General features: G+C 46.0%; 20 protein-coding genes. All 20 read left to right on the top strand.

The window, feature by feature from the left end; translation table 11 throughout:
- Positions 1-58: 58 nt before the first annotated feature.
- The 20 genes from atpB (at position 59) to HUG20_RS18105 (ending at position 19,692) form a co-directional block, all read left to right on the top strand.
- Positions 59-709: a F0F1 ATP synthase subunit A gene (gene atpB, locus HUG20_RS18200; protein WP_200090588.1), complete on the top strand. Its 651-nt coding sequence runs from the start codon at positions 59-61 to the stop codon at positions 707-709.
- A gap of 143 nt (positions 710-852) precedes the next feature.
- Positions 853-1,074: a F0F1 ATP synthase subunit C gene (gene atpE / locus HUG20_RS18195; protein ID WP_200086201.1), complete on the top strand. Its 222-nt coding sequence runs from the start codon at positions 853-855 to the stop codon at positions 1,072-1,074.
- A gap of 86 nt (positions 1,075-1,160) precedes the next feature.
- The gene (gene atpF / locus HUG20_RS18190) at positions 1,161-1,664 is read left to right on the top strand and encodes a F0F1 ATP synthase subunit B (RefSeq protein WP_343073187.1); all 504 of its coding nucleotides are present in this window, start codon (positions 1,161-1,163) and stop codon (positions 1,662-1,664) included.
- On the top strand, positions 1,661-2,206 hold the full coding sequence (locus tag HUG20_RS18185) for a F0F1 ATP synthase subunit delta (protein WP_200086198.1): 546 nt from the start codon (positions 1,661-1,663) through the stop codon (positions 2,204-2,206). Before atpF ends, HUG20_RS18185 begins: the two co-directional genes overlap by 4 nt.
- Positions 2,207-2,223: 17 nt before the next feature.
- Positions 2,224-3,735 (top strand): F0F1 ATP synthase subunit alpha, encoded by a 1,512-nt coding sequence (gene atpA, locus HUG20_RS18180; RefSeq protein WP_200086196.1) that lies wholly within the window; start codon positions 2,224-2,226, stop codon positions 3,733-3,735.
- Positions 3,736-3,765: 30 nt separating this feature from the next.
- The gene (gene atpG, locus HUG20_RS18175) at positions 3,766-4,638 is read left to right on the top strand and encodes an ATP synthase F1 subunit gamma (protein WP_200086194.1); all 873 of its coding nucleotides are present in this window, start codon (positions 3,766-3,768) and stop codon (positions 4,636-4,638) included.
- 44 nt (positions 4,639-4,682) lie between these two features.
- Positions 4,683-6,083: a F0F1 ATP synthase subunit beta gene (atpD, locus tag HUG20_RS18170; protein WP_200086192.1), complete on the top strand. Its 1,401-nt coding sequence runs from the start codon at positions 4,683-4,685 to the stop codon at positions 6,081-6,083.
- 27 nt (positions 6,084-6,110) lie between these two features.
- Positions 6,111-6,509, top strand: coding sequence for a F0F1 ATP synthase subunit epsilon (locus HUG20_RS18165; protein ID WP_200086189.1), 399 nt, complete (start codon positions 6,111-6,113; stop codon positions 6,507-6,509).
- Positions 6,510-6,844: 335 nt separating this feature from the next.
- Positions 6,845-7,819, top strand: a complete 975-nt coding sequence (locus tag HUG20_RS18160; protein WP_246476470.1) for an IS110 family RNA-guided transposase — start codon at positions 6,845-6,847, stop codon at positions 7,817-7,819.
- 831 nt (positions 7,820-8,650) lie between these two features.
- A complete protein-coding gene (locus tag HUG20_RS18155; protein ID WP_246476469.1) occupies positions 8,651-8,935 on the top strand; it encodes a DUF1146 domain-containing protein in 285 nt (94 codons plus the stop codon).
- A gap of 408 nt (positions 8,936-9,343) precedes the next feature.
- A complete protein-coding gene (murA, locus tag HUG20_RS18150) occupies positions 9,344-10,669 on the top strand; it encodes a UDP-N-acetylglucosamine 1-carboxyvinyltransferase (protein ID WP_246476468.1) in 1,326 nt (441 codons plus the stop codon).
- A gap of 145 nt (positions 10,670-10,814) precedes the next feature.
- On the top strand, positions 10,815-11,093 hold the full coding sequence (locus HUG20_RS18145) for a YhdT family protein (RefSeq protein ID WP_200086187.1): 279 nt from the start codon (positions 10,815-10,817) through the stop codon (positions 11,091-11,093).
- Positions 11,093-12,568 carry a sodium/pantothenate symporter gene (panF, locus tag HUG20_RS18140; RefSeq protein ID WP_200086185.1) on the top strand — a complete coding sequence of 492 codons (1,476 nt, stop codon included), beginning with the start codon at positions 11,093-11,095 and terminating at the stop codon, positions 12,566-12,568. Before HUG20_RS18145 ends, panF begins: the two co-directional genes overlap by 1 nt.
- A gap of 137 nt (positions 12,569-12,705) precedes the next feature.
- Positions 12,706-13,794 (top strand): stage II sporulation protein D, encoded by a 1,089-nt coding sequence (gene spoIID, locus HUG20_RS18135; protein WP_246476467.1) that lies wholly within the window; start codon positions 12,706-12,708, stop codon positions 13,792-13,794.
- Between the two features lie 308 nt (positions 13,795-14,102).
- A complete protein-coding gene (gene spoIIQ, locus HUG20_RS18130) occupies positions 14,103-14,972 on the top strand; it encodes a stage II sporulation protein SpoIIQ (protein ID WP_200086183.1) in 870 nt (289 codons plus the stop codon).
- Between the two features lie 904 nt (positions 14,973-15,876).
- A complete protein-coding gene (locus tag HUG20_RS18125; RefSeq protein WP_200086181.1) occupies positions 15,877-16,506 on the top strand; it encodes a uracil-DNA glycosylase in 630 nt (209 codons plus the stop codon).
- 261 nt (positions 16,507-16,767) lie between these two features.
- Positions 16,768-17,370 (top strand): response regulator transcription factor, encoded by a 603-nt coding sequence (locus tag HUG20_RS18120; protein WP_200086179.1) that lies wholly within the window; start codon positions 16,768-16,770, stop codon positions 17,368-17,370.
- Between the two features lie 32 nt (positions 17,371-17,402).
- Entirely contained in the window at positions 17,403-17,675 is a 273-nt protein-coding gene (locus HUG20_RS18115) for a hypothetical protein (RefSeq protein WP_200086177.1), read from the top strand.
- The gene (locus HUG20_RS18110; protein ID WP_200086175.1) at positions 17,672-18,223 is read left to right on the top strand and encodes a 7TM diverse intracellular signaling domain-containing protein; all 552 of its coding nucleotides are present in this window, start codon (positions 17,672-17,674) and stop codon (positions 18,221-18,223) included. Before HUG20_RS18115 ends, HUG20_RS18110 begins: the two co-directional genes overlap by 4 nt.
- Before the next feature lie 236 nt (positions 18,224-18,459).
- On the top strand, positions 18,460-19,692 hold the full coding sequence (locus tag HUG20_RS18105) for an IS110 family RNA-guided transposase (protein ID WP_200086174.1): 1,233 nt from the start codon (positions 18,460-18,462) through the stop codon (positions 19,690-19,692).
- The last annotated feature ends 84 nt before the right edge of the window (positions 19,693-19,776 follow it).

Genomic DNA, 19,776 nt, shown 5'->3' with positions numbered 1-19,776 from the left:
GACCTGGGAGATCGGCGGTTTTGATCTGGATCTGCATTTTAGTTTTTCCGTGATATTCATGTCAACTGTCGCCGCGCTCATCGTAGCGATTTTCAGTATTGTCGGCGCGAGAAAGCTCGCGATGCGGCCGACCGGTTTGCAAAACTTCATTGAATGGGTCATGGATTTCACAAAATACATCATCACATCGAACATGGCCTGGGATAAGGGTGGAAGATTTATTGCATTGGCGTACACGCTCTTGTTTTATATATTTGTGGCCAATATGCTTGGGATCCCTTTCGAGTTGGCAACTGAAACAGAGCACTACGCATTATGGAACTCACCAACGTCGGATCCTGTTCTGACGCTTACGATGGCTGCGTTTGTGATTATTCTCACGCACATTTACGGATTTAAGCTAAGGGGAGCGAAGGAGTATTTTGCCGATTACTTTCGCCCGTCGCCGATTCTATTTCCGTTTAAGATCATCGAGGAATTTTCAAACTTCCTGACGCTCGGCTTGCGTCTGTTTGGAAACATTTTCGCAAAAGAGCTCGTCACGATGTTGATCATTTCTCTCACGGGTTTAGGAACGGTAGGCATCTTGCTGGCATGGATTCCGTTAGCCCCGTGGCTGGCATTCGGTATTTTCATCGGTGCCTTGCAAGCGTTTATTTTTGCCATGCTTTCGATGGTTTACATGGCACACAAAGTTGAATCGCATTAAGACGTGAATAACGCCTGCCCGTTCCAGAAGTCAGACGTCGGAAGCCGGAAGGCAGACAAGTCATCTGGCCTCTGAAATCTGATCTCTGTACTATGGGTATGTTATCAATATTTTTTTTACTATATTAAAGGAGGATTTATTCAATGGCTCAATTGGCAGCAGGGATTGCAGCAGGACTCGCAGCGATTGGCGGGGGTATTGCCGTCGCGATCATCGTAAAAGGTGTTTTAGAAGGGGTTTCCCGTCAACCGGAACTAAGGGGAACATTACAGACGCTTATGTTCATTGGTATTCCGCTTGCAGAAGCCGTGCCGATTATCGCTATCGCGATTTCATTCATGTTGGTATTCGGCATCGGCGGATAACAGATAAGGCTATAGGAATGGCGATGACGTTTCCCGGGGGAACCTTCGCCATTCCTTATGTATCGCTGGAAGGAGTGAGATAGGGTATGGATATGATGGAATTTATAGCGGATATTCAGTGGGGCAATGCATTGTACCAGTTGCTTATCTTCTCATTGCTCATTTGGGTTGTCAGCCGCTGGGCGTTAAAACCGCTTCTCGGCGTGATGAAAAAACGAGAACAGCAAGTCAATGATAACCTGGATAATGCCGAAAAAAGCCGCGCGGAAGCTGAACAATATCTTGAGCAACAACGCGAAGAATTGAAAAAAGCGCGTGAAGATACGCAAGCAATGATTGATAACGCGAATAAAATGAGCGAGCAACAAGCGAAAGAGATTCTCGATAATGCAAAAGCAGAAGGAGAACGTCTAAAAGAAGCGGCAGCTGCAGATATTAATCGAGAAAAAGAACAAGCGTTGGAATCCGTCCGAGATCAAGTCGCCAGCCTCTCGGTAGCGATTGCTACGAAGGTGATCGAAAAGGAACTGGATGAAGGCGAGCAAGAGAAACTCATTGATAGCTATTTAAAAGAAGTTGGTAATGAATGAGTACACCGGCAGTAGCAAATCGTTATGCGAAGGCACTATTTGAACTGGCGAATGAAAATGGTGTTACCCAGCAGATCAACGAAGAACTGCACGGCGTGCGAACCGTTTTTCATTCCGTGCCGGCACTGTATAAAGTTCTGGCACATCCGAAGATGTCAAAGAAAGATCAGCAATCACTTTTGGAAAAAGGATTTTCCGATAGCCATCCTTTCATCATGAATATGCTTTTCGTATTAGCAGATCGCGGTCGTATCCAGATGATTGATTCCCTCGTTCACGCATTTCAAAATCTTACGGACGATGCGTTTCAAATTGCGCGGGCAGACGTGCGCGCGGTGCGGCAGCTTTCCGATAAAGAAAAAGAAGCGGTTGCACGTCAGTTTGCAAAAAAAGTGAACAATCGCCAAGTCGTCGTGACGGAGCATCAGGATGAAGAGCTGATCGGCGGTTTGATCGTTCGAATCGGAGATACCGTTTACGATGGCAGTGTGCAAGGCATGTTGCGGCGAATGGAACGGAAAATCGTCTCTACAAATCGGTAACTGAAGGGGTGAAGTAAATGAGCATCAAACCTGATGAAATTAGTTCGCTGCTCAAGGATCAGATTGAAGATTTTCAATCGCACGTTGAAGTCAGCGAAGTAGGTACTATTATCGAGATTGGTGACGGGATTGCCCGTGTATATGGCTTGAGCAATGCCATGTCCGGAGAGTTGCTTGAATTCTCAAATGGTGTTATGGGTTTGGCGCAAAACCTTGAAGAAAACAATGTTGGGGTCGTTATCCTCGGACCTTATGATGATATTCGCGAAGGCGAAGAGGTTAAACGTACCGGACGTATCATGGAGGTTCCTGTCGGCGAGGAACTTCTTGGGCGGGTCGTTAATCCTCTTGGACAGCCTTTGGACGGAGAAGGAAATGTAGGGACAAACAAAACGCGTCCCGTTGAGAGTCCGGCTCCCTCGGTCATGGATCGTAAATCCGTTGAGGAACCATTGCAGACCGGGATTAAGTCGATTGACGCGATGGTCCCCATTGGCCGCGGCCAAAGAGAACTGATCATCGGGGACCGCCAAACCGGGAAAACATCGCTGGCGATCGACACGATATTAAATCAAAAAGAAGAAGACGTTATTTGCATTTACGTCGCCATCGGGCAAAAGAAATCGACTGTTGCTCAACTCGTGGAGACCTTTCGCCAAAAAGGCGCATTGGACTATACAATTGTTGTAGCGGCAAACGCCTCTGATCCGGCTCCGTTGTTGTATCTTGCTCCGTATGCGGGCGCATCCATGGGCGAAGAATTTATGCATAACGGCAAGCATGTCCTCGTCGTCTATGATGATTTGACAAAGCAAGCGGCTGCTTATCGTGAGCTTTCCCTGTTGCTTCGCCGGCCACCTGGGCGTGAAGCATATCCCGGAGATGTTTTCTATTTGCACTCTCGTCTTCTGGAAAGAGCGGCGAAGTTAAATGATGAGAAAGGCGGCGGTTCATTGACCGCATTGCCGTTTATTGAAACGCAAGCGGGTGATATCTCCGCGTATATCCCCACAAACGTTATTTCCATCACCGACGGACAAATTTTCTTGGAGTCCGGGCTATTTAACTCCGGTCAGCGGCCAGCGGTGAACGCCGGAGCTTCCGTATCCCGTGTTGGCGGTTCGGCACAGCTGAAAGCCATGAAAAAAGTCGCCGGTACGTTGCGTCTCGATTTGGCGTCTTACCGTGAGTTAGCGTCATTTGCCCAGTTTGGGTCCGAACTGGATAAATCGACTCAGGAGAAGTTAAACCGGGGCGAGCGAACGATGGAATTGCTAAAGCAAGACTTAAATCAACCGTTACCCGTCGAGTACCAAGTATCAATCATTTACGCACTTGTGAACGGTTTTATGGATGACATTCCGGTAGAAGATGTTCGCCGTTTTGAAAAAGAGTTGTATACGCATATGCAACAAAACAATAAACAAGTGCTCGATCACATTCGTCAAAAGGGTACATTGCCGGAAAAAGAAGACTTCGATAAGGCGATCGAAGACTTTAAGCAAATCTTCCACCCTTCTGATGAATAAAGACCGATGTGAAAAGGTGGTGATTCGAGATTGGCTTCACTCCGTGAAATAAAAAATCGAATTGGCTCTACAAAAAATATGAAGCAGATCACGGGCGCGATGCAAATGGTCGCTGCTTCAAAACAATCAAGGGCGCAAACGAAATCGCAGGCTTATGAGCCTTATATGAACAAAATCCAGGAAGTAGTGGCGAGTATTGCCATGGGAGATTCTGATGCCAGCCACCCGATGATGGAGCAGCGTGAGGTTAAAAAAACCGGCTACCTCGTCGTCACATCGGATCAAGGATTGGCAGGCGGTTATAACTCCAATCTGATACGGTCTTTACGGCACACAATCGCTGAGCGTCATCAATCGACGGATGAATACACGATTATAATCATTGGGAAAATTGGCCGTGATCTAGTGAAACGATTGCGGTTTCCGGTTGAAATGGAATACACGGGCTTGTCGGATAACCCGTCCTTTGATGAAGTAAAAGCGATTACCCGCAAGGCTGTCGGCATGTTTGAAGAGGAGAGCATTGACGAACTGTTTATCTGGTATAACCATTTCGTCAACACGATGCGTCAGGATGTGACGGAGACAAAACTTTTGCCTTTAACGGATTTGGCCGGGCAACTTGAAGAAACCGTAGGGGCAACGACCAACTATGAATATGAGCCTTCGGAAAATGCGATTCTTGAGCGGTTGCTCCCTCAGTATTCCGAAACCTTAATTTACGGTGCGTTGCTGGACGCAAAAGCGGCAGAGTTCGCAGCCAGGATGACGGCGATGAAAGCAGCCTCCGACAACGCGGACAACCTCTTGGATGAGCTTCAATTGTCTTACAATCGCGCTCGCCAAGCCGCAATTACGCAAGAAATCAATGAAATCGTCGGTGGGGCTGCAGCATTGGAGTAACCATCGGGACAACGTGACAACCAGATAAGCAAGGAGGTAAAAAGATGAGTGAAGGATATATCACCCAAGTGCTGGGGCCGGTTATTGACGTTCACTTTGAGAGCGGTGAGCTTCCGGAATTGAATAGCGCCCTCAACGTATACCAAAGCGATAAAGAAACGTCCGATGTAACACTCGAAGTGGCTCTTCACTTAGGGGATAATAACGTGCGCACGGTCGTCATGGGTGCAAGTGAAGGCTTGCAGCGTGGAGCGCTTGTCCGTGACACGGGTGCACCCATTTCCGTACCGGTCGGTAACGCTACCCTAAGCCGTGTCTTTAATGTTTTAGGGGAAAATATCGACCTGGATGAGCCGGTTGGCGACGAAGTAGAACGAAAGCCTATACATCGTGAAGCCCCGGAGTTTACGGAGCTTACGACAGGTACGGAAGTACTTGAGACTGGCATTAAGGTCGTCGATTTGCTAGCGCCTTACGTTAGAGGCGGGAAAATCGGTCTTTTTGGCGGCGCCGGGGTTGGAAAAACCGTATTAATCCAGGAGTTAATCAATAACATTGCCCAAGAGCATGGCGGGATTTCCGTTTTTGCCGGCGTTGGCGAACGTACCCGTGAAGGAAATGACCTTTATTATGAAATGAAAGACTCCGGGGTCATTGAAAAAACAGCGATGGTTTTCGGACAAATGAATGAGCCGCCGGGTGCCCGTATGCGTGTGGCGCTAACCGGCCTTACGATGGCGGAACATTTCCGTGACGAAGAAGGCCAGGACGTGCTTCTTTTCATCGATAATATTTTCCGTTTTACACAAGCAGGGCAAGAGGTTTCCGCCCTCCTCGGGCGTATGCCATCCGCCGTTGGGTATCAGCCAACATTGGCAACGGAAATGGGGCAACTTCAAGAACGGATTACGACGACAAAAAAAGGATCCGTTACATCGATCCAAGCGATTTATGTCCCTGCCGATGACTATACGGATCCGGCACCGGCAACAACGTTTGCCCACTTGGATGCAACGACAAACCTCGACCGTAGCCTTTCGGATATGGGGATTTACCCTGCTGTGGACCCATTGGATTCAACGTCCAGAGCACTTGCTCCGGAAATTGTCGGGGAAGAGCATTACCAAGTGGCGCAAGAAGTGCAGCAAACCCTGCAAAAATACCGTGAACTACAAGACATCATCGCGATACTCGGGATGGACGAGTTATCCGAAGATGATAAGTTGACCGTTTCTCGCGCACGTCGCATTCAGTTTTTCCTTTCCCAGAATTTCCACGTGGCCGAACAATTTACCGGCCAAAAGGGATCTTACGTGCCGGTGAAAGAAACCATCCGTGGCTTTAGGGAGATTCTTGACGGAAAACATGACGATGTTCAGGAAGACGCTTTCCGCCTCGTCGGTCCGATTGAAGATGTGACGAAAAAATCGGAAGAAATGGCCTAAACCCGTGGGTAAAGGAGGACGATTACGTTGAAAACGAGTGTGAACGTCGTTACCCCAAACGGGAACGTATATGATAATGACGCCGATATCGTCTCGGCGAAAACGGAATCAGGCGAAATCGGCGTCTTGCCTCGGCATGTTCCTTTAGTTGCGCCGCTCGTGACCAGTGCCGTGCGTGTGAAAAATGATGGCACAGAAGATAGCATTTCGGTAAACGGGGGATTTTTGGAAGTCCGGCCCGATCAAGTCACCATTCTTGCCGAGACGGCGGAACTCCCTGAGGATATTGATGTGGACCGTGCGCAAAAGGCAAAAGAACGAGCGGAAAATCGTCTCAATCAAGACGATGAAGATATCGATAAAAAACGTGCACAACAAGCGTTGTCACGCGCAGAAATCCGCCTAAAAGTAGCAGAGAGCAAATAAAAAGAACCGGAAGAGCGAGCGGAATCGCTCTTCCGGTTCTTTTTTAGCAGGTAAGAAACAATGTGGCTACGCTCCTCGTAGCCACCATCTACAATGAAAATGGTTGTTAGCTCAAAATGGGAGTATGCCATCTTTATGAATTGGCAATATCTTGACTAACAATACAGCCAGGCTGAATGCTTTTTGGTGGATCTTGAAAAAGATACCCTGTGTAAGAAACTGGTTGTGACAGTATGAAAGAACCATCTATTGTGCTGCTAGCACGTATACAAAAATTTTGAAACCGAACGACTGTCATTTGTATTGTTCAATTACGTAGGAAGGTGGTTTTTCCCATGGAAGCTATGATTGAAAGGTGTGCAGGCCTAGATGTACACCAGGAAACCATTGTCGCTTGTGCTTTATTTGGACCATTAGACAAAAAGCCGGAGAAGTCCATCCAATCATTTTCAACCACTACACCAGGATTGTTGGAATTGAATGATTGGCTCACATCCCTGAAGGTCACAGATCTTGTCATGGAAAGTACCGGTGTCTACTGGAAACCTGTATGGAACATTTTAGAAAGTGATTTTCAGCTTATTCTTGCTAACGCTAACCATGTTAAAAATGTTCCTGGTCGTAAAACCGATGTCAAAGATGCCGAATGGTTAGCCAAACTATTGAGAAGTGGATTGATCGAAAGCAATTTTGTTCCCCCCGAGGATATTCGCGATTTACGCGACCTGACGCGTTATCGAAAGAAACTGACGCATCAGCGCACAGCTGAGCAAAATCGCATCCACAAAATCCTTCAAGATGCCAATATCAAGCTGACGTCGGTTCTGTCCAATATCTTTGGTTTATCTGGACGCCGGATCCTCGAAGCGATCATCAATGGTGAGAAGATCGAGAAGAAGAATCTTCAGGAAATGGTCCACTGGCGAACGAAAGCTAGTCTCGATGACATTGCCAAAGCGATCAATGGACGGGTGCGCCGTCATCATCGTGATATGCTGCAGTATCACTGGGATCATATGCTGTATATTGAGGGAATGATCCAAAACTTAGAGGAACAAATCGACCAAAGCTTAGCGCCTTATCGCAAGGAAGTCGACCTTTTGGACACAATTCCAGGTGTAGATCAATCAGGCGCGGCTACTTTCATCGCTGAAATGGGCGTGGACATGTCTGTATTTAAGTCTTCCAAGCACCTCGCTTCCTGGGCTGGATTAAGTCCTGGAAACAACGAAAGTGCTGGTAAAAAAAAGGAAGTAAAACCACAAAAGGGAACAAGGCATTACAGACCATGGCGGTACAATGTGCTCTGACTACAGCAAGGCAAACCAATCGAATTTCTGCACACCAGAAAAGAATTATGAAACGGCAAGGCAAGAAAAAAGCCCATTTCGCTTCCGCTCATCTAATCGTAACCATCGCGTATAACATCTTAAAAACCGGTGAACCGTAACTTAAAAACCGGTGAACCGTATCAGGAACTAGGCCCTGAGTACGTTCATCAAAGGCAAGAAAATAAAGAGCTTAAAATGATCGAACACCTCAAAAAGAAAGGATATACCGTTTCAAGTGCTGACCCAGAAACAGCTTAAATAGATCTTACCGAATAAGATATTTACGTTTTAGTCCTACAAAATCAATTTTTAGGGCCTAGTTTCCTATTGCCATCTAGTCAAAATGGTTTTCATACAAAAGTATAAATCACCTTTATTACCTGCATAAGTTGGGCGAAGGATTTCGCCATCAAAGCTTTGCGAAAAGCAAAGTTTTCTAATGCATTATCGACAGGAAATACTGGAATATCCGCAGGAAATATGTAAATACCCGCGGGAAATAACAAATTATCCACGGAAAATATGTTATTTCCTCAAAGTGAATTCCATTTTTCGCATACCTGCATAAAAACAAACCTTTCGAATACATTCAGATGGATACAGATTTGTAACAAATAGCTTGAAGGCGTAGTCGACAACGCATATTTCTTTTGGTATAATTTTATTGCTGTACAAGTAAAGTGAGACTTCCATCAGAGGGTGGGTTTTCCACGATGGTTAGTCGCCGTTAACTCTCGCATATCACCGGGATAAACCGTACAGGGGGTCAATTCTAACGAACGTGCAATAGATAAGGGTTCGCATATATATGTGCGAACCAAAAAGCGCGGAGCAAAGAAAGGAACGTTGAAACGAATGCCGGGTGAAATTGAATTCGGACAACAAGCTTTGCTACATATTTTCTTTAACCTGTTCGTGTTGGTTATCGTTTGGTGGAGCTTACAGGCCTTTAAATTTGATGTCCTTGTTCGACATCCGCACGGGGCGAAAGGAACCATGCTGTTTTTCCTGGTGGCCATTTCGATCACCCATTTAGTTAGCAGTTTTTTCCTTGATTACTTAAACCATGCACTAAATCTTCGTTATTTTTTCTAAAAAGATTGAGCGGCATGAAGTATGCCATGAGCACAATTGTAAACAATAACGATAAATCAACGGAAATCGACGTACCAATACAAAAAGTTACACAATGTTTAACCGGATAACGGACTGGGAAGAGATTGACAAGGGAAGAAAATTTTGAAGATGAGATGTAACGTTTAGTGGACAATGTCGTCAAATTTTACGGGACACACTTTATTACTTATTGGTTCGTTTTTGTCGAATTGCATCGAAAACGGGTGGAATGGGCATGATTTCTCTCTTCGGCAAAGGGAACGCCTAATTAAGCAAATGAATAGGATAAACCAAATGAATGGTTGCCTAGCGATCCAATACGGTTTGTTCGTCAATGACCGATAAGCACATGCGGAAAAATGATTACTGGACGCGGAGGGGAATACGTTGGAAGAAAAAATTATTGTTCGAGGGGGAAAGAAGCTAAAAGGTACAGTGCGGACTGAAGGCGCGAAAAATGCAGTTCTCCCTGTACTTGCAGCTTCTTTGTTGGCCGAAAAAGGAACCAGCACCATCTATGATGTGCCTCCTTTAGCAGACGTATACACGATGAAAAATGTATTGAATCACTTGCAAATGGATGTATCATACGAAGACGGCGTGTTCAAAGCAAATGCGGAGCGAAATACGTTGCGCCCGAATGCCCCGTTTGAGTATGTCCGAAAAATGCGTGCTTCATTCTTGGTTATGGGTCCGTTGCTTGCGCGTACCGGACGCGCAAATGTTGCGCTACCCGGTGGTTGTGCGATCGGATCGAGACCGATTGATCAACATTTAAAAGGTTTTGAAGCAATGGGCGCAAAAGTTGAAATCGGTCAAGGCTATATTGAAGCCCGCGTGGATGATCGTTTAAAAGGGGCAAAAATCTACCTTGATTTCCCGAGTGTGGGCGCAACGGAAAATATTATGATGGCTGCAGCCATGGCTGAAGGAACGACGATTATTGAAAATGTGGCTGAAGAGCCTGAAATCGTGTGTCTCGCCAATTACTTGAACGCCATGGGCGGCATTGTACGAGGTGCCGGTACAGACACGATTCGCATCGATGGGGTCGATCACATGGAAGCTGCTGACCACACCATCATTCCCGATCGAGTGGAAGCCGGAACATTTATGGTAGCGGCAGCCATTACGGGCGGAGATGTGTTTGTAGAAGGCGCGCTTATTGAACATTTGCGTCCGCTCGTTGCAAAAATGCGGGAGATGGGTGTTATTATTGAAGAAAAGGACCATGGCATGCGTGTCATCGGCCCGGATATTTTACGGCCGGTGGACGTTAAAACCTTGCCACATCCCGGCTTCCCGACAGATATGCAAGCGCAGTTCATGACTTTGCTTACACAAGCGAAAGGAACCGGCGTCGTCACCGAAACGGTTTTTGAAAATCGTTTCATGCACGTGGAAGAATTTCGGCGAATGAATGCTTCCATTAAAATTGAGGACCGCTCAGCCATCGTCACGGGACCTACTCGCCTGACGGGAGGAGAAGTTTCCGCAACGGATTTGCGGGCAGCCGCAGCTCTTGTCATTGCCGGGCTCGTATCCGAAGGAGAAACCACGTTAATGGAACTTCGCCATATTGACCGCGGGTATGTCGACTTTCACGAGAAATTGCGGCAATTGGGGGCGAAAGTGGAACGTGTCCCCGTCGAGGATGAAACGGATGCAATTGATGCAGCACCGGTAGAAATGAACAACGAGGCCATTCACTAAAAAAAAAGCAACGGAGACCGGCCGTCGGTTTCCGTTTTTTTGTGTGCAGAATGGCAACAAACGCATACATTTTGCTGTTTTTTAAATTTTTTCTTTTCCATCTCGACATAATTCGCTAAGATAGCAGGAAAGGGAGGGAGCCAATGTGAACGGGCAAAATGATCAGGACCCGCGCTTTAAAGTAGCCAATCGCGAAGCGCTTATCGGCGTCGGTCTCGCATGTTTTAATTTCATCTGGTGGTATGCATTTGCTTACGGTTTAGGTTCCCAACCGGTTGCGAATTACGATTTTATCTTGGGGATGCCCGCTTGGTTTTTTTATAGCTGCTTGATTGGATCTGTGATCATGATTATTCTCGTAGCGGTGATGGTGAAGCTATTTTTCAAAGAAGTACCTCTTGATGATGAAGGGGATGGATCTTAATGAATTGGGAAGTTATCGTACCGCTGCTCTTTTTCATTGCTGTTGTTTTCCTGATCGGTTTTTGGGCTTCCAAACACGTTTTTAACAAAAGCAATTTTATGCAGGAATATTTTCTTGGCAGTCGTGAGCTCGGCGGCTTGATTTTAGCGATGACGATGATTGCTACATATGGAAGTGCGAGCAGTTTTATCGGTGGGCCCGGCGCCGCTTATCATGAAGGGCTCGGATGGGTACTTCTTTCCATGTCCCAAGTGGCGACCGGTTATTTCGTCCTCATGATTTTGGGGAAAAAATTTGCAATCATGGCTCGTAAATACGATGCCGTCACTTTGGTTGACTATTTCAAAAAAAGATATAATAGTACACTCGTTGTGCTCATAAGCGCCGGGAGCATTATTGTCTTTATCTTTTCAGCGATGGCTGCCCAATGGGTGGGCGGTGCGCGGCTCATAGAAGTCGTTACCGGATTGACCTATCCATCGGCCCTGTTTATTTTTGCCGTTGCAGTTCTTATTTATGTTATTATCGGTGGGTTTCGGGCAATTGCGGTTACGGATGCCGTGCAGGGAGTGATCATGTTTTTCGGAACGCTCGTGCTGCTTGTGGCCACGATTATTGCCGGCGGTGGGATGGGCAACATCATGGGTGATCTTGCCGCTGAAAACGAGCGCCTGATTTCTCCGTTCGGTGCTGAGGGTAACTTGACGCCCCTTTACGTCTCTTCCTTTTGGATTCTTGTCGGTGTCGGTGTTGTCGGCTTGCCGCAAGTAGCTGTTCGTGCCATGTCCTACAAAGATTCACGCTCCATGCATCGGGCCTTGATTATTGGAACAATTGTCGTTGCGTTCATGATGTTCGGCATGCACTTGGCCGGTACGCTGGCTAGACCGATTATCCCGGGGATCGAGGTTGCCGATAACGTTATGCCCACATTGGCGATGACCGTTCTGCCCGCGTGGTTGGCAGGCATTGTTCTGGCCGCGCCGTTGGCTGCGATCATGTCTACTGTTGATGCCCTACTTTTGATGGTTAGTTCCGCTGTCGTGAAAGATGTGTATTATAATTACATTAATCCAAACGCTACCGCAAAAAAAATCAGGAAAGTTAGCATCGGAGTGACTGCATTTTTGGGAATAACGGTCGTTCTTTTTGCCCTCAGTCCCCCGGAATTTTTAATTACGTTAAATTTGTTTGCGTTTGGCGGTTTGGAGGCTGCTTTCGTTTGGCCGCTTGTGTTGGGTTTGTATTGGGCAAAAGGCAACCGTTATGGTGCGTTGGCTTCGATGATTCTCGGCATCGGTTCTTACATTGCCATCTATCTTTTCATCGGAGAACCCCTTGGCCAAATGGGACCATTCGGGATGCATTCTGTCGTTGTTCCCGTGGTACTCTCATTGATTGGTTATGTCCTTGCAAGCATGGTAACACATAAAGTGAAACTTCCATCAGAGGGTGGATCTCCTTCTAATGGTTAGTTAAACTAATCAGGGCAGAGGGCATTTGGTTCTTTTTCGTTCTAGTAACGGCTTTTCTGCCATATATATCGGATAGAGGTTTACAGCAGGAGAATACAGTTGCAACAAGCTAGAAGTCGGAAAAGGTGTGATAGACTTTGCGGATCTCGAAATTACAGGGAAAGGCTACGCCGTTAAAAAAAATGACAGCAGCGATCTTAATGTTTACAGGCAGTATCATCGTCTTTCCCGCTTTACTAGTACTTCTTTTTTCCGGTTCGGAGGGGGAGGAGGCTACTTCTTCTGAGACAATAACAGATTCGGTTTCGGATACCTCCGGGGAACAGGAAAGCGATTCTGAAAGTGAAGTCATTGTCCCCGTGTATCGTGATGCTCAAGATACAGTCGATCATGTAGAATTGGAAGCGTATGTTGCAGGTGTTGTCTCTGCGGAAATGCCGACGGATTTTGAAATGGAAGCACTAAAAGCACAAGCATTGGTGGCGCGAACCTTTATTGCACAACAAATGGAGTTTGCCGAAGGTGCTGATTTGCCGGGAGACGCGATTGTTTCTGATACGACGGACCATCAAGTATACAAAAGCGTGGAAGAATTGGAGCAAGAATGGGGAGCAGACGCTGAAGAAACAACAGAAAAAATTACGGAAGCTGTGGAAGCTACCGCAGGTGAAATTATTACCTATGAAGACTCGCCGATTACGGCTTCCTTCTTCTCGACGAGCAATGGGTATACGGAAAACGCGGAAGATTATTGGGAAGATTCGGTGCCATATCTGCAAAGTGTGGAAAGCCCTTGGGATGAGGATTCTCCACGCTATACAAATACGATTAGTTATGCCGTCGAAGAAGTTGAACAACAGTTAGGGGTTGAGATTCCCGAGGGAGAAGACTTAAGCGCCAATAAAGAAAAAACCGAAGGGGACCGGGTGGAAACGGTCACTATTGGCGACACATCGTTTGAGGGAAGAGAGGTTCGCGAAGCACTTGATCTTGATTCCAGTGATTTTGAATGGCAACAGGAAGGCGATGAAATCGTTATTCATACAAAAGGATGGGGACATGGCGTCGGCATGAGCCAATACGGGGCTGATGGCATGGCGAAAGAAGGAATGAATTATCGTGAAATCGTTGAACATTATTATCATGATGTAGAGATCAGCGAGGACCAAGCCCATACGGAAGCTTTTGTCCATCATCAAGAAGAAGAGGAAGAAACAGAATCATAGATGATTGAAAAGCGAGGGTCTGGCGATCGAATGAAGGGAAGACAGCGCGTTACGGTCGCCATGAGAGGCTTATGAAGGCCTAAAACCGGGGAAATGAGTCATTCCGGTCACCATGAAAGGCTCATGGCGCCCGAAAATCGGAAAAGCTACTCATTACGGGCGGACCACGATCTATATCGGCAGCACCCGGTACCACCTCTAATTAGGGGTGGTTTTTTCATTTTTTCCCATGAATTCAGAAAAAATTTTCTAATCGGAGTATATCTTTCTATCATTTTGATCAAACTGGTTGCTGAGGTGGTGATAAGATGAAAGATGAGGAGAAAAGAACCTCTGAATCCCGGGAAGAAAAAGAAAATCCGGGGGGTCAAATAAAACAATGGTCGAAAAAACCTTGGTTCTGGCCTGCGGTTTATTTGACAGTCTGTGCGGTGTTGCTCGGTTCCTTTTTCGCGTTCCAAGGCGGAGATACAGAGTTTGCGGAGGAAAGCGATGATAGCGAAGGCATCGGCTTTGAAGGCGGTCAGGAAGAAGAAGCCTTGCCGGTTGGCGCCGAAGCTGAAGAGATGCAACTACCCGTAGTAGAGGAAGACGTCGTTGATGTTGTCGGTTATTTCTATGACCATGATGCTTCTGCCGAAGAACAAGAAGCTGCACTCGTTTACTACAACCAGATTTACTATCAAAACAAAGGCATTGATCTAGCACATCCGGATAACGAATCGTTTGAAGTTGCCGCATCACTCAGTGGTGAAGTCGTAAAAGCAGAGCAAGATTCATTGCTGGGGAATGTCGTTGAACTTCGTCATGAAGATGAACTCGTGACTGCCTATCATAGTTTGGAGGACTTGGACGTTGAAGAAGGTGATGTCGTTGCAAAAGGAGATGTTATCGGCACAGCCGGAGAAAATACGTATAACCGAGATGCCGGCGTTCACGTTCACTTTGAAGTCCGTCAAGACGGTGTCGCGTTCAATCCTGAAGAGATGTTGCACCAAACCATTTCGGAAATGATCTTCGATGAGGAAGAAGGACTCGATGCAGAGACGGATCCATCCGAAGGAGACCGTGAGGACGATGAAGAAGAACCTTCGGAAGACGAAGACCCTGCTGCTGAGTCGGATGAAGCCGGCGATGAAGACGACGAAGAAGACGCAGACAACGACGACGAACAATAGAAGTGCAATATAATTGGCACGCCCTCGTAGGAGGGCTTTTTTTTCGTGGGGAAGGCATACGGCTAGACGAGGATGCCCTAACGGAAGTAGGCGAAAGGTGTTAGGTCACCACGGACCGTCCGGGATGATGCCCTAACGGAAGATGCCGTAACGGACGTAGCCGGATGTAGCCCGTCAGTCAATATAATAAGAAGCTTTTCCACGGTTAATACAATTAAAGTTGCCAGTATTCCAGCATATTATTTGTAATTTTTAAAAATTTGTATTGTTAAAGGTTCTATTACCGATAAATATACAGATATGATACAATAGATTTGAGTTACATAAGCAGGATGAGGTGGTGGCATCTCGTTGACCGTCCCTTGGCATGAGGGGAGGTGTTGCCTCACGTGATTACTTTGTATCAAGGTTTGATACTGATGATCTCATTCACCACAATGGTGGTCGGGATTGTTTCAGTCGTCATCCTGATAACTAGAAAAAAGTAATCCCCTCACCTGTGAATTTGGGATAAGGAAGGGGATTACTTTCCTGATGCCGCCGCCACTTCTATGCGGTGTAGCTCATCGGAACCTCGATGTTAACCCATCGTGGTTCCTTTTAGTCATACTCTATCTACCACCATTATATGCCACGTTTGACAAAAACACAAGTTATCATTTTTTAAAAAACAACGACAAAAAGGCGGGACAATATGACAAACATAAGGAATGTTGCATGGTAGGCATCGGTGCAGTCGGCTCCGTGTATGCCATGTTATTGCAAAAGGGCGCAAAACAGAAAATGACTATTTCGCAAAAAAGTTATTGAATGGGGCAATCATGCAACATAGAAACACCGGTCAATCAGAGCTTATATGCGATGGCGAAGTATTTAGAGATGCCAAAAAAGGAGAGTAGCGCTGATGGAGTTCCCCGCGCACATCATAGAGCAATGCCAAACCGACCTCAAAGGCCATCAACTTGAAGGATTCCTAACCGGGGCGGGAAATGAAGTTGCTGATATTATGTTTATCGGCGAAGCTCCGGGCGAAAAAGAAGCGGAAACCGGCGAGCCGTTCTGCGGCCGATCAGGAAACGTTTTGGACAGCTATCTAACGGCGCTTGGTCTTGCGCGCAAAGACGTCTACATCACGAGCGCGGTGCGCAGTCGCCCTTTCAAATGGGGGGAGCGCCGTCCAAACGGAACCCCCGTCATGAAAAAAATAAATCGGAAACCGACGGAAAAAGAACTTTTTGCCCACGCAGCCCTTCTTGATTATCAAATTGCCGAAGTTCGTCCGCGCATCATTGTTTGCCTTGGAGACGTCGCGCTTAAACGTCTGCTAGGAAAAACAGCAGCGCTCTCTGCCATGCATGGGAAATCCCATTATTCACACGTGCAAAAGCGTGAAAAAGATACCTATCAATGGAGCGCCGAAACGTACGCGGTTTTCGGGCTCTATCACCCCGCGGCTGTCTTTTATAATCCATCCATTCGCAAAGTGATCGATGAAGATTTACATGCCTTGAAAAAACTAATCGAATCTATGTAGACGCATTCTCAGCTAAAAATGCGTCTGCATGCATTATTCATTTTCTGCGAAACAAGCAATCCGTCTCCGGGGGGAAGTTTTTGGTTGACTGGAAACCCCAAGTTTTTGCAATATTATTCTCTTAGAGCATTTCCTTTGCTGTTCCTAGTTTAAAAACTGAAACTACACTAATATATTCATAAAAATTGTGAAATGTTTGATTTTTAATTGAACGTACGCTATATTAACAGTATACACGTACTAGAAAGAAGGTTTTCTTCAATGAATAAAGGGAAAATACTCGTTGTTGAAGATGATTTGGAGATACGTGAACTCGTTAAAGGGTATTTGGAGAAAGAAGATTATAAAATTTATGTTGCAGAAAATGGAAAAAAAGCTCTGGATCTTTTCCGAAAAAATAATGTAGATTTAAGTTTACTCGATATCATGTTGCCGGATATGGACGGCCTTCAGGTTTGTCGGGAAATGCGTATACAATCAAAAGTCCCGATCATTTTTTTAAGTAGTCGCCGCGAGATGAACGATGTAGTCACAGGTTTGAATGTTGGGGCGGATGATTACATAACAAAACCGTTCGACCCGGAAATTTTGGTAGCTCGGGTAAATGCCAACATACGCAGGCAATTTTATACGGCCGGCGGTTATTCCTCCGAACAATCACGGCATCTTTTTGACGTACTGACGAAGCGGGAAGTTGAAACGTTGATGCTAATTAATCGGGGGCTGACGAATAAAGATATTGCTCATCGTCTGTATTTGTCAGAGGGGACGGTAAAAGGGTATAATAATACAATTTTTCATAAGCTTGGAGTGAAAAATCGTACGCAAGCGGTGAATTTGGCCAGAGAACTCGGTTTGCTTTAATCATGTAAAGCCGGGCTAAGGATGTGGGAACGATGAACGGGAAACTGCTATTCATGTTCACCCATATTGCTGTTATGTTTGTCCTCAGCGTGGAGATGTCCGAAGGGAAGTCACCTCCGATCGCTAAACAAGGTCATCTTTCATTTGACCAGTGGAATTTTCAGCAAAATGGTCTTACCAATCTTGACGGTGAATGGGAATTTTATTGGGAGCAATTACTGGAGCCCGGAGATTTTGCTGGCGGCGAACGTCCCCCCTTCCTTATTATCTGGATGTTCCCCACGCCTGGTATCAGTCATCCATGAACGAAGATAATCTTCCCCATGAAGGGTATGCCACGTATCGGTTGACCGTTGACTTGCATGAAGACGACCAAAACGAGCTTATGTCTCTTTACATTCCGAGGGTTTATAGTGCCCACAGGACCTGGGTGAATGATGAATTATTGCATGAGCAAGGTGTCGTCGGAGTGGATCGTTCAGATATGGAGCCGGATGAATACAGCCAGGCATTACCATTTCAAACCGACAGTGATCAGCTTGAGATTATTCTTCAAGTCTCTAATTTCACACAACGTGCCGGGGGAATATGGGGTCCGATTATGATCGGAACTGAAGAAGATATATCGGCTTATCGGGAAGACAATGTCACGGAGACGACGTTTTTCGTGGGAAGCTTAATCACAATGGGGCTCGTTTTCATTTGTTTTTATCTATTTCGGCGAAAAAACCGTTCCCCACTCTACTTTGGCATATTGTGCATTGCAGTCGCGCTGCAAACTTTTTTGCAAGGGGACAAGTTTTCTTCTTTAGAAACAATGTGGCTACGTTCCCGTAGCCACCATCTAGCATGAAAATGGATTCTTCTCAAAATGGGCGTATGTCCCCTTCATGGATTGGCAATATCTTTACTAACAATACAACCAGACTGAATGCTTTTTGGTGGATCTTGAAAAGGATACCCTGGATTAGAAACTGGTTGTGGCAGTATGAAAGAACCATCTATTGTGCCGAGAGAGCACGTATACAAAAATTTTGAAACCGATCGACTGCCATTTGTATTGTTCATTCATGCATGAGGTGATTTCCCATGGAAGCTATGATTGAAAGGTGTGCAGGCCTAGATGTACACCAAGAAACTGTTGTCGCTTGTGCTTTATTTGGTCCACTAGACAAAAAACCGGAGACATCCATTCAATCATTTTCAACCACAACATCAGGGTTGTTGGAATTAAATGATTGGCTCGCATCATTGAACATCACAGACCTTGTCATGGAAAGCACCGGCGTTTACTGGAAGCCTGTATGGAACATTTTAGAAAGTGATTTTCAGCTTATCCTTGCCAACGCTAACCATGTCAAAAATGTCCCCGGTCGCAAAACCGATGTCAAAGATGCGGAATGGTTAGCCAAACTCTTGAGGAGTGGCTTGATCGAAAGCAATTTTGTTCCACCGGAGGATATTCGCGACGTGCGAGACTTGACACGTTATCGAAAAAAGATGACTCACCAGCGTACAGCCGAGCAGAACCGCATCCACAAAATCCTTCAAGATGCCAACATCAAGTTGACCTCGGTTCTCTCCGATATCTTTGGTCTATCTGGACGCCGGATCCTTGAAGCGATCATGAATGGCGAAAAGATCGAAATAAAGGATCTCAAAGAAATAGTTCATTGGCGCACAAAAGCTAGCCTCGCTGACAATGCCGAAGCCATCAATGGTCGGATACGCCGTCATCACCGTGATATGTTGCAATATCACTGGGATCATATGCTGTATATTGAGAAAATGATCCAAGACTTAGAAGAGCAAATCGACCAATGCTTAGCGCCTTATCGAAAGGAAGTCGACCTTTTAGACACCATCCCTGGTGTAAACCAAGTGGGCGCAGCCGTTTTCATCGCAGAAATGGGCGTTGATATGTCCGTATTCAAATCGTCCAAGCACCTTGCTTCATGGGCCGGATTGAGTCCCGGAAACAACGAAAGTGCTGGTAAAAAAAAAGGGAGTAAAACCACAAAAGGGAACAAGGCATTACAGACCATGGCGGTAGAGTGTGCCCTATCTACGGCAAGGCAAAACAACCGAATCTCCGCACACCAGAAAAGAATTATGAAACGGCAAGGCAAGAAAAAAGCCCAATTCGCTTCCGCCCATTTAATCGTAACCATTGCGTACAACATCTTAAAAACGGGTGAACCGTACCAGGAACTAGGCCCCGAATACGTTCACCAAAAGCAACAAAACAAAGAACGCAAAATGATCGAATATCTCAAAAAGAAAGGCTACACGATCTCGAATTCTGATCCAGAAACAGCTTAAATAGATCTTATCGAATAAGATATTTACGTTTTAGTCCTACAAAATGAATTTTTAGGGCCTAGTTTCTTATTGCCTTATAGCCCA

The sequence above is a fragment of the Salicibibacter cibi genome (assembly GCF_016495865.1).
GTDB classification, from domain to species: Bacteria; Bacillota; Bacilli; order Bacillales; family Marinococcaceae; genus Salicibibacter; species Salicibibacter cibi.
The sequence above is the reverse complement of the archived record's forward strand: the minus strand, read 5'-3'. Positions and strand labels throughout refer to the sequence as shown.